The following is a 341-nucleotide window of genomic DNA, read 5'->3' on the forward strand; positions in this document are numbered from 1 at the left end:
GGAGTGGCAGCAGGAACAAGTGTAACAGTAAAATGGACAGTGACCAATGGAACATGTAGTGCTTTTGATAATGTAACCCTACAAAATGATGCACAACCTGTAGTAAGCGATCAGCCGAACCAAACCTTATGCAATACATCTACATTCACTATGACGCAAACTGCACCATCGGTGGGAAGCGGTATATGGACTTTTGTAGGAGCATCTGGTGCTGCTGTAATAACAACACCAAATTCGCCAGCAACAACAATTACGGGAGTGGCAGCAGGAACAAGTGTAACAGTAAAATGGACAGTGACCAATGGAACATGTAGTGCTTTTGATAATGTAACCCTACAAAA

Annotated in this window: 1 protein-coding gene; it reads left to right on the top strand. The window is 42.8% G+C overall.

All coding sequences use genetic code 11. The features are described from left to right. A partial coding sequence (locus EOD40_RS18070; RefSeq protein WP_196781475.1) for a hypothetical protein occupies window positions 1–341 on the top strand: 341 nt, incomplete at both ends.

Origin of the sequence: Flavobacterium sufflavum, from assembly GCF_004016525.1 — a bacterium.
Lineage (GTDB): Bacteria > Bacteroidota > Bacteroidia > Flavobacteriales > Flavobacteriaceae > Flavobacterium > Flavobacterium sufflavum.